We start from the raw sequence: 11090 nt of genomic DNA, 5'->3' as shown, positions 1-11090 counted from the left end.
ATGAGTGAAATAAAGCAACTGGTTTTTCAGGTGGGTAGTTATTCGCCAGCCTGAGATTCGAGATTAAAAGAATAACTAAGCATGTAGAAGGTCTATGGTTTCCTTAGCTGGACGAGGGTTCGAATCCCTCCGACTCCACTTTAAAGGCTCACCTATCGGTGGGCCTTTATCATTTCGTCGTTGGGGCTCCCCCTCTAGTAGGTTGTAGCTACGCCTTCCTATATTAAGTCAATCTCCCCTCTAGGCGTAGGTTGTAGCTACGCCTTCCCATTCCTATATTAAGTCAATCTCTAATTAACCGCCCCCTCTAATCGTAGTTTACAACCCCTCTAATCGTAGTTTACAACCCCTCTAATCGTAGTTTACAACTACGATTCTATAGGTAATTCGGCAACCAATGAATATGAAAGCCGAGCGGATGCGTAGAGTTCGTTTTATCCCCACAAATAAATAGTCAGGCAGCTGTAGAGCATATCCATGTTTTTTGAATACGCAATAGTTCTTCTCGACAACCGCTTCAGATGTGTTCTCAAATTTAGATTGAACCGCTCAATTTTATTGGTTCCATATCTTTCTAATCGATGCATCCTTTTATTGATGAGTCCTTTATAGTGTAGCAGACCATCGGTATGGATGGTTTTCACGCTGGATGCAAGTAGGGTGTTGACTACCATGCGTAAACTTCTCTGAGTTCTTGGTCCAATATAGAAGTCTACAACTCGATTGGTTTCTCTCTCAAATGCCAACACGATCCAAACTCCTTTCTGCTTACTTCTCACGAACGTATATAGCTCATCCACTTCGTAGGATTTACGAAGCGAAATGGGAGGTTTTCGAATTTCGTGTGCAATTATTCTGATTCTTCTTAGCACTGTTGTAGTCGAAATACCCAGCAACCGGCTCGTACTTCTGATACCCAACCCTTCTTTGACACTTGCAATAACAAGGGTATTGGAAATCTTATATGACTTGTATTTATATTCTTCTCTCTGGTATTTACCACATGCTGGACACCAATACTGCTGGATGCCATTTCTTATTCCTTTCTTTATGCATGAGGATGTGCAAAATCTACATTTCATATAAGCATTGATCAATGAATGATGAAGTTAGGAAAATGAAATTGTTCTTAGCTTCCTATATCAGGTCTACTTCTAATTGCCCCGGTAATTCACAATAGTTTCTCGCACTGCTATATAAATAATCTTCTGGCCGCTCTACCCATCCCGCACGTACGGGATTGTTATGTATGTAATTCACGCGGCTGTCGATCATGTCATTGCTTGTTAGTTCTACGGCATGATTTTCATGCGTCCAAAATTGTCTCTGCTGCACTCTAGTATTGAATTTGGCATAATACTGAAAGACCATTTCCATCCATGACTTTCTGCTTTCCTGAACATTTTCAGATATCTCGTTCATGATGCTATTGGATGTGTACCGCTTAAAATCTCGCAATGTATCTGATAATTTTCCTATCCCACTTTGCGCTATTATATGTAGGTGATTTGTCATAATGACGTATGCATATATTTTAAGTTCTTTGTGCTTTTGGCAAAAGCCTAAACTATCAATGATTATGCTTCGATAAATCTCCCTGCTAAATACATCTACCCATCCTACTACCTGGCATGTGAGGAAATAAAGTCCTTCCTGATCTTTGATTTGATAACTGTCTCCCATCTTATGTTTGCTAAGAAGCAAACAGAATAAAAAAGGCGTAGCTGATGCGTACGCCTAGTGTCTACTTCTTGTGGACATTTAGTTCTTCTGATGATTAATTGTCAATATATGTATGTCATTTTATGAAAAGTGACATTCTGATACATGAGGTCTATACTTAGGCCATTTTAAGACGACCTAAGCGATTTTGTTGCTTGGAACATACCCATGCGTTATGATCACTAACGCGATAATCATGCTTCTCGCATGCTAAAACTGCATAAGTGACATTCTGATACATGACCGTAAAAGTGACATTCTGATACATGACCAAAGCCTAAACTATCAATGATCATGAACTCGATAAGGAAGATTCCCTTCAGAAAATAACTCAAAAGAAATATCATCTTCATCTTCTATTAAAAAAATCTCCTTTAAAAGTCTAACTATAAAATAGCTGCTATATTTTATTCTCTTTCCAAAATCAACAACGTAATAATCAAATGGAATCTCCTCATACGAAAAATAGTCCGCCTCCTCTTTCATAATGTTTAAAATTCTTTTTTTTTGCTCTGAATTAAGCTTATTTATAGGCAAATAAAGTGCTAGTCCAAATGCCATGTCATCTTGATTCTTTAGGATTTCGGGGTAATGAAATCTATGAGTAATCTGAAAAAGCGTCACTTCATTTAAAAAAACATTCAGCAAAAAATCATTATTCTTTCGTCGTATACTGTACTCAACTACAATATGTCTAATAGTCCCTTTTAGCTTGTTAAAGGCCTTACTTTTCAAGTATTCAGGATTTTTAATTTCAGATCTTTCAGCCTTCAGATTGCTTAGATAACCCTTAAAATATATGGCGATCACGCCTAAAACTATTCCGAATAATATTAGTAGAATTTCATTCATCTTATCAGCTTCCTGCTTGGCCTAATATCGCAATTATATCTCTAACCTTGCCCCAAAAAGTTTTTGGTCCCGCATTATTTGGAACGCCACTTATTGTTTTGTCCAAATTCTGAGGCGCCAATGGTTTGCCCCTTGAAGTTATCAAACTCGGTTTTGTTAGTCCTAACCTTTTCAAAGTAGCCTCAGATGCTACTCTACCATTTTTAATCCACTTATAAATACCGTCTTTTGATTTGTACAAAAATTTGCTAGCCCTTAATGCTTTCCCTACTCCTGGGGCTGGTCCCGTTCCTGTTGTTGGCTTTATGTAATATCCATTTTCATCTTTTTCATAAAATTTTTTATTCAATAAACCATTTTCAACTTCTTCTTCGGTGTAGTATTTCCTGCCTCCACAACAATTACCACCGTTCCCTTTTGGATCGGTTGAAACTACAATCTCATTGCTTGTTTTCTCATTCTCAGTGTTATCACCTGGGTCACCGCTCCCACCATCAGCATAAGATGAAGATGCAGCACTATTTGCTTTTTCTGCATCAGCCTTCTTATTGCCGAATAATCCTCCATTCTTCTGATCATGGTTCTGGGTTTTCCATTGACTATCTGAGTAATCATAATGTGTAACAGATCCCGTACTGTTGTTATCAGCAGTCATACCATACCCCATCTGTATAGAAGATGGTGCCCTTCCATCTGGATCAATAAATCTTATCGGATTATTGAATGCATAATTGTACGGACTATTACTTCTCATAAGGTCTGCCAAAGGATCCACACTAAACCATCGTCCTAAATCTGCCTGATACATCCGTGCGCCATAGTCGTACCACTGGGTGTTTTCATCCAGCTCTTTGCCATTATACTTAAATCTATTCTCTCTCGCACTCTCCTCCTGATAGCTATTAAACGTTAAACCGTACGGATAGTAATCGTCTGACCCAATTACATTCGTTTGCTGCTGATGTACTGTAAAATCATCAAAGTGAACGTCTGCTGCCTCCTGGTTTTCATTGGTCAGGTAAATCAAAATATATCCACTTGAATCAGCAATAATTTCATTAATTGCGATCGTTTCGTGTACTCCTACCCCATAGGCTGCTGCGCTTACTTGTGCAAAACCTGCTTTGAGGTAATTCATTACGGTATCAAAAACAATGTAATTTAAGAAGGCTCGTGGCGCAATGCTTTGGGCATCTTTTCCGCTCATGCCTGCTCCACTGAGCGCATCGTCAAATTCGCTAGCTGTGGCTGTCACTCCTTCATTGTCATCCAGTGGAGTATTCGTAAAGTCGTTAAACAAGGTATGGTATGCGATCTCAGCGAAGGTGTTGTTAGACGGGTTGTCTGTGTAGTTTGCATTGACACTCATGTTTATTTCATCGCCTTTCTTCAACTTTAAAAAGAGCATGGCTCCTGTTTGCCCTTCTGCGAGCAACTCTACTTCATTTCCTCCAACAGTAGTGTTAGCAGAAGTGTTTACTTGCCTGTGCAGATTGGCAAAGCCATTGTCTTCGCCCGTTTCAAAGGTCTCCGTCATGAAGTAATCCAGTGCCTCAAACGTCACGCGCACGTTGCCCAGATGAGCTCAAGGCAGTGTTGCGGGTCATGAGTGAAATAAAGCAACTGGTTTTTCAGGTGGGGACCATATGTGACCGACCATATCATTCAATCCATGGTTGGTACGTAATCTTTTCTCTATCCTTCTTTTTCCATGGAAGTATTTGTCCCAAAACATTACTATAAACGTACGGTCTTGACTTCCCGTCTATTGTTTGGTACACTGTATAAGTCACTTTTCTAATTGATCCTTCAATTTTTAGTACTTCCTCAATAATTTCATTTCTCAGGATATCACTTACAGCATTTCTTAATTTCAACCCATCTGATATGTTTTGAATAGGTTGGAGATATAAATACTCGCCCCCTTGATTTAATTGAATGTCAATCTCGTTCTGATTTAGCATTTCAAAAAAAATTGGGCAACATGAATTTTCCTTAGGAAATAGCTTTATTAAGTAGGAATCTTCCTTTATTATGAATTTAGATTCTCTCAAACATATTTTTTTCTTACTAATCTGTGTAAGTAAGGAAAGAACAATACTTAATATATAACCTATACCTTCTTCATCAGACTTAATCTTTGCATAGTAATTTTCAAATTCATCCTTATCAATCATATTTTAAAATTTTGCTGGCACAGAGAAGATGTTTATATGCTTATGAACAGGAGTTCCAAGTATTTTAGTTGCTGGATAAAACCTTGGATTATTTCCAATTCCAATTCTGAATACATGACTATTGCTCTTTTGAATATATCCCCACCCAATTCGATATTGTCCAGAATTCAAAACTCCTTTCGGAAGTCCATTTCTGCCGATGCCAAATAGTCGGCTTCCAACACCAAATGTAGAAGAATTATATAGGCCAAATTTCAATCCACTTATTCCAGCACCTACTAATTCAGGAGCTGCCATAGAGACTGCAAATTGACTATATATTCCAGCATAAGTTCCCCAAGCACCTGCATTGCCATCTAAAGCTGCATTATATAAACTCAACTTTGCTGCGTTTCCAGCAGGGTCAAAATCGATTCCTGAAGTATTTAAATTTAGAATAGAACGCTCAATACCTTCAAACGTATTCGTAAAACCTTCTACACTACTAAAAGTTGTTGCGATAGAACTAAAGAAATTAGACCATGACTCAGTGAAACTCTCCAAAAATCCACTCTCAGCTTTAGAATTTGATTGACCTACGCTTCCACTTGACCCAAACAGATAGCTAAATTTCTTTTTACTCTCTTCAGTCTTCTTCTGAAGTTTAGCTACACCATTAGTGCTTCCTCCACCAGACGGATTATCCCAACCTGGAGGATGATCCTTATTGTACTGCGCATTACCCGTGAAGTCACTTCCGCCCCCATAATCATAGTGTGTGACAGCACCCGTGTTATTTTGATCCATAACTTGTCCATATCCTCCCATGATCTCACTCCTTCCATCTGGATCAATAAACAAGATCGGGTTATTCATACCGTACTTATAGGTAGTCATATCCATGAACTTCTCACCCAAAGGATCCACACTAAACCACCTGCCCAAATCAGCCTGATACATCCTGGCTCCATAGTCGTACCACTGTGTGTTTTCGTCGTACTCTTTGCCATTGTACTTAAACGCATTCATCACACTCGGGCTTCTCTGTGTAGAGTTGAACGTCAGCCCAAAAGGATAGTAATCGTCTGTTTGTACGATGTTGGTTTTACCGTGATAGATAGTGAAGTCATCGAAGTACACGTAATCTGAAGTGTTGCTTTCATTACTTAGATACACTACCAGGTAGCCATCCCTATCCATGATCCTGTCATTGAGTGAGATAGTTTCCTCAGCTCCATTCGCAGCACTACTGATCTGCGTAAATCCAGCCACGTTTTGATAGCTCATATTCATATCAAATAATAGATAATTCAAATATGCACCTGGCACATTGTCATTGGAACTACCTCCCACACCGAGTATACCGATAGCTGCTGCTACTCCAAATTCAACCTGATTGTACGTGACTCCTGCTTCTGAGAGCACATTGGAACTTCCAAAAGCAGTGGCTAAAGCCGCAACCATGGAAGCGGAATCCAATGAGTTGGTATATCCGGAACCTCCATTATAATAGGCATTTACACTCATGCTTACCGTATCTCCTTTATTCACTCTGAGAACCGCATACGGACCAGCAGGAGCTACATTGTTCACGCGAGCAGCCTTACCTGTATTGGAAACCAGTGGATGATTTACCCGATTAGGTGTATCTACATTTCCAAAGTAAATCGTATCCTGCTCCATCGTGGCATCTTCGAAGTATGCCGTAGCTTCATAGTTGTCCGGCTCGGTGCTAAACGTCACACGTACGTTACCCAGGTGGTCTTTCAGGTTGTACTGATAGTCCCAGGTAGATTCATAGTCCATGTAGACCAATCGTCCTTCTTCGTGCTGTATTTGCTTGATGTTGGAGCCATTGGTATCGTGCAGATCCTCATAAATAAATTCACCTACGTAATCCGTGGTTTTCACTGCACTACCTCCTTCATAGACGGTTTGTCGCAGTTTGATTCCTGCAGCATCGTACACATATCGCATACTGTCTCCTGGTATTTCAAAGTCTACTATGATTGGTAAGTTTAAGTGGTTGTAATAAATGGAGTCGATGCCTTTGTTGCGATCTTTGACCATGTTGCCATTGGCATCATAGGTGTAGTCAGTGGCTGTGCCTGTACCATTGTTGTCAAAGCCCAGTGCATCAGCGGACAAGTCATCCACATATTGCAATTGATTGCTTTGGCTCAATCCTGTTCCATAATCATACGTCAGGCTATCCATGTTCGCGCCGGAATCACCTTTCCTTATCAGCGATTCTATATTTCCATTTTCATCGTAGCCAATACTGGATACACTGAACTGGTCCACGCTGGAAGCTCCTTCATAGTGCTGTGCAGCCGTCAATCGGCTGAGCTTGTCATAGTTGTAGGTATAGGCACGCGTATCAGGTCCGCTTCCTGTCACGTCATAGTTACTCCAGCGCATGGCCGAGATGTTGCCGTTGTATTGGTTACCACCCAGTCCGCTCACGGCCTGATCATAGGCCAGCTCCATGCCAAACAGGTCTCCTATCGGGTCGTTGGAGGAAAGGTCTGAATCATTGACAGCTGTCAGCCATCTGCGGATGTTGTAGGTATAATCTACATACTGCTCAAAGTCGGTACCATCGGTGCTGTGCAGGCACTTTTCAGCCACTTCATCCAGCTCATTGTATTCATTTTCTGCCAGCAATATTGCAGGTGCACCATCTACCGCGTGCCATGTTTTGAGTAGCCTGCCCCTGTGATCGTATTCAAAGTCACGGGTGATGGTGGTCGTGGTAGTTCCATCGCTGTGTTCGGTAATGGTCTGTGTGACCTCATTGGCAAAGTTGTAGTAGTTCGTCACCACATCTACACCACCGAGGTGGTTGGTGCTACGCGCCTGGATCAGACGTCCTTTATCGTCGTAGTGGCTGGTGCTGTAGATCCATGTTCCATCACTCACTTTGGTCTTGGTACCCGTCACGGTACCTAAAGGAGCTGTCATTGGGGTTCGCTGTGGAGTAGCTTCGCTAAATCCCAGGTCTAAACTCGCCCACTCAGTGTGTAGCAGAAAATCATAATTGTCGTAAAACGTAACTGTCAACAGCTCCACATTTGTACTTGTGGACGGATACATATTGTCTGAGTAGGTATGTGTGGTGGTGCTGTAGGACTCAAACATGCTCGTGTCTCCTTCTACGTTGGCAGTCATATCCCCCTGATCTTCAAGTGAAGGATCACTCGTACGAATGCCCGTAATGATTGGCCTATTCAGTACATCGTACTTGATAAAAGACCACTCTTTGTTTTCTGATTGTACACTATCACTTGTCATCCGCACCCGATCCCAGGCGTCATATACCGTGTACATGCGGCCTGCTCCCGGCACTTGTTTCCATATCTGTCGGTTTTGTGCATCGTACCCGTATTGGAAAGCCCAGGCCGCAAGGAAGTCTTCTTTTTCTTGCGTTGTTGCACTGTCGTATGTGCTGATATTTTTTACCCCTTCTGGTTGGAGTACCACGCGCAGTCTGTTGCGCTGGTCATAGATGTAGTAGGTTTTTGCCCATTTAGTGGCATCTATCTGTTTTCTGATGAGGATTGGGTCTTTTCTGAAGTTGGTATAGGTAATGGTCTGTGCGCCATTTTCGTCCGTGGTGATGCTCTTGAATAGTTTGCCGTCCGGGTAATAATCGTTGGTTGTAAACTCCGGAAGACTATTTACCATGCGCCAGATCCTGATGTTTTCGTTTGCTTCGTTCACCAGGTATTGCATCTTCACTGAATGATCAGATCCAATGGCCCATTTTTCGCCCGGAAGACCTTGCTCTACGACTCTGTTGAGTGGGCTCGCTTCAAACTTGTTTTCGCTAAATGCTGTGTCGCTTGAATATATCGCATCGTAAAACGCCTTTTGCTTTGAGGTTGCTCCCAGCGCGTCCGGCTTATAGAGCTGTCCATTGTCCGAAGTGGGATATGGGAGGTAAGATTTCTTGTTCCTGCCGAACTCATCGTATTCTACCGGTGCTACCAGGTCACTGCCATTTGGTGAACCTTCCATATTGATTTTCTGTATGGGTCTTCCCAATCCATCATATACATCGGCTGTGATACTCATGTTTTCCATCGGAATACCAAATAGGTCAGAGTTTGCCGTATAGCCTGCTTCCCGGAAATCGTACACCATCACATAGGTTTGATCTTCATCCAGCTGTGATCCAATCGTTGCATTTCCCGTTTCGAAGGTGGCTCCACCGCCTGAAGTGATCTTAACCCGGTATTTGGCCGGATGTGTGATTTGCAGTTCATTAGAAGATCCACTCTGCACGCTTACTTCATCCTTAAACCATTGGTAATTGGAATATCCCGCATCGACGGAAATGGTGGTACCCGAACCAGGTCTGACGCTTGTGCGTAGGCCAAAATCCAATCCGGGCTCCGGAAAGACGTTGACAAACACTTCATTGCTGTAGCCCGTAGCGCAGGTGCCGTTCTTCACCTCTACTCTGTAGTAGGTAGGTACCGTTACATTGATTTCATTGTGGGTGTCTGTCGTGTTGGCTATATCCACCCAATCGCCAGTAGTCTTGTATTGCCATTTGATGATGTTGCCTACTTCTCCTGTCAGCGCAAGATTTACATCAGTCGTACCAAATACTTCAACATTACTGGAGTTGAAGACCGTTTCTTCCAGGCTTCCACCATTCGTCGTTGCATCGACTGTGACTTTCACGCTGGAGGTATATTCGATGGAGCAATCATTGGTGGATGCCCCTCTCCTGTACCACCGATCAGCGGTAAGTATCCCTGGTTGATACGTGGCACTTGTCCCGCTGATATTGGTAAAGGAAATACCGTTGGTAGATTCTTGCCACTGATACGTTAAACCACTGCCCCCGCCTGTTGCTGAGGTAGTATTGCCTAGCGTGGATGGCGCATTATTGTAACATATGCTCTGTGCACCTGAAATAGCTCCCGGATTCAGATCGGGATGAATCGTAATCTTTACTGAGTTGGTGTATTTCGTTTCACCACAAGAGATCACTCTTCTTCGATACCATCGACTTTGAGTCAGTGCTGGAGGGTTGTAAGTGGTGCCTGTCTGTCCGCTGAGGTTCGTCCAGCCTGTAGATCCATTTAACGAGTACTGCCACTGATAGCTTAGGTTTCCATCGCCTCCACTGGCTGAGCCCGTGCTAGTCAATGCTGCTGGATTTCCATTGTAGCAAAGTGTTTGGGCATTGCTGATGCTCCCCGCACTTAAGCTCGGATGTACGGTAATCTTGATGGAGTTGGTATAGACAGTCATGTTACAAGAGATGGCTCTTCTGCGGTACCATCTATTGCTGGTCAGTGCAGGTGGATTGTATGTAGTGCCTGTCTGTCCATTCAGGTTGGTCCAGCCGTTGGTTCCGTTGGTGGAGTATTGCCACTGGTAGCTGATGCTGCCATTTCCACCACTTGCTGAAGTTGTGTTGGTCAGTGTGGATGGATTGCCGTTGTAGCAGACGGTCTGCGCATTGCCAATGCTACCACTGGAAAGATTGGGGTGCATATTCACCGTCATTGTATTGGTGTAGGCAACACCGCACTGTGTGTCAATCACTTTTCTTTTAAATTGTGTGGCTTGGGTAAGTGCTCCAATCTCTGACGAAGAAAGGCTTATTCCACCCCCAATATTAGTCCAACTCCCCCCTGATGCCGGTTTCTTCTCCCAACTATAGGTATAATTTCCCGCGCCTCCTGAGGCAGATGTGGCAGTAATAGAGGATGGGGTTTCACCACTACACACAGATTGATTGCTAACACTCCCTCCATTTAGCGGATTGGCGAGTGTGACAGTAATTGTATTTGAATATTGTGCGGCACATGTCGTTTGAGTACGGACTCTGTAACTATAGGTCGTTCCGACTGTTACGTTTTCATCCAACAACGGGTCAGGAAATCCCAAGGCATAATCACCCCATGGTCCGGATCCGGTTTTCTTTTGCCATTTCACGTTTCCCGAATAGCCAGATGCATCCAGTGTTAGGTCATTTCCTCCGCAAGCGGCAGTTGGTCCACCGCTGAGGATAATCGACCCTGGATCTGCCCCTATAGAATAAACTGTAAGAGAGACATTGATGCCTTGCATGAGATTAGTTGCTCTTACAAGAAATGAAGATCCTGATGAAGGAAAATCAATTTGATTTGAGTAACTAGTCCCTGGCACACTTTGTCCATCAACTGACCAGTAAAACTTTCCAAAAGGTATTCCGCCACCGCTAGACTGAACCGAGTACGAAACATTTTGCTGTCCCGGACAAACGGAGGTAGGTCCAACAAGTTCCCATGTTTGGGCGTTCGCAAAAAATGAAGCCACAACTAAGACCAGGGTTATGTATATATTCTTTCTCATGGC

At 42.8% G+C, this 11090-nt stretch carries 6 protein-coding genes and 1 other RNA gene; 1 reads left to right on the top strand and 6 read right to left on the bottom strand.

The features are described from left to right. Window positions 1-141: a transfer-messenger RNA gene (gene ssrA, locus ABJG98_RS16205) on the top strand; the annotation flags it as partial. A 293-nt stretch (window positions 142-434) separates the two neighbouring features. On the opposite strand, the gene ABJG98_RS16200 is transcribed toward ssrA, so the two are convergent. From ABJG98_RS16200 to ABJG98_RS16175, 6 genes are all read right to left on the bottom strand, one after another. Beyond that, window positions 435-1082, bottom strand: coding sequence for an IS1 family transposase (locus tag ABJG98_RS16200; protein WP_348280584.1), 648 nt, complete (start codon window positions 1080-1082; stop codon window positions 435-437). Between the two features lie 55 nt (window positions 1083-1137). Beyond that, window positions 1138-1683 carry a transposase gene (locus tag ABJG98_RS16195; RefSeq protein WP_348280583.1) on the bottom strand — a complete coding sequence of 182 codons (546 nt, stop codon included), beginning with the start codon at window positions 1681-1683 and terminating at the stop codon, window positions 1138-1140. A gap of 324 nt (window positions 1684-2007) precedes the next feature. Next, a complete protein-coding gene (locus ABJG98_RS16190; RefSeq protein ID WP_348280582.1) occupies window positions 2008-2574 on the bottom strand; it encodes a hypothetical protein in 567 nt (188 codons plus the stop codon). Window positions 2575-2578: 4 nt separating this feature from the next. Next, window positions 2579-4144, bottom strand: a complete 1566-nt coding sequence (locus ABJG98_RS16185; RefSeq protein WP_348280581.1) for an RHS repeat-associated core domain-containing protein — start codon at window positions 4142-4144, stop codon at window positions 2579-2581. A gap of 91 nt (window positions 4145-4235) precedes the next feature. Next, complete coding sequence (locus tag ABJG98_RS16180; protein ID WP_348280580.1) at window positions 4236-4751, bottom strand: hypothetical protein; 516 nt, start codon at window positions 4749-4751, stop codon at window positions 4236-4238. A gap of 3 nt (window positions 4752-4754) precedes the next feature. Then, window positions 4755-11087, bottom strand: coding sequence for a DUF6443 domain-containing protein (locus ABJG98_RS16175; protein ID WP_348280579.1), 6333 nt, complete (start codon window positions 11085-11087; stop codon window positions 4755-4757). Between the last annotated feature and the right edge of the window lie 3 nt (window positions 11088-11090).

It is taken from the genome of Ekhidna sp. (assembly GCF_039960695.1).
Lineage (GTDB): Bacteria > Bacteroidota > Bacteroidia > Cytophagales > Cyclobacteriaceae > Ekhidna.
This window is presented reverse-complemented; position numbering and strand designations above follow the sequence as displayed.

Bases quoted from the DNA above. Each gene is read 5' to 3' on its own strand.
- ABJG98_RS16190 (WP_348280582.1), bottom strand. From the start codon at position 2,574: ATGAATGAAATTCTACTAATATTATTCGGAATAGTTTTAGGCGTGATC.
- ABJG98_RS16200 (WP_348280584.1), bottom strand. From the start codon at position 1,082: ATGAAATGTAGATTTTGCACATCCTCATGCATAAAGAAAGGAATAAGA.
- ABJG98_RS16175 (WP_348280579.1), bottom strand. From the start codon at position 11,087: ATGAGAAAGAATATATACATAACCCTGGTCTTAGTTGTGGCTTCATTT.
- ABJG98_RS16195 (WP_348280583.1), bottom strand. From the start codon at position 1,683: ATGGGAGACAGTTATCAAATCAAAGATCAGGAAGGACTTTATTTCCTC.
- ABJG98_RS16180 (WP_348280580.1), bottom strand. From the start codon at position 4,751: ATGATTGATAAGGATGAATTTGAAAATTACTATGCAAAGATTAAGTCT.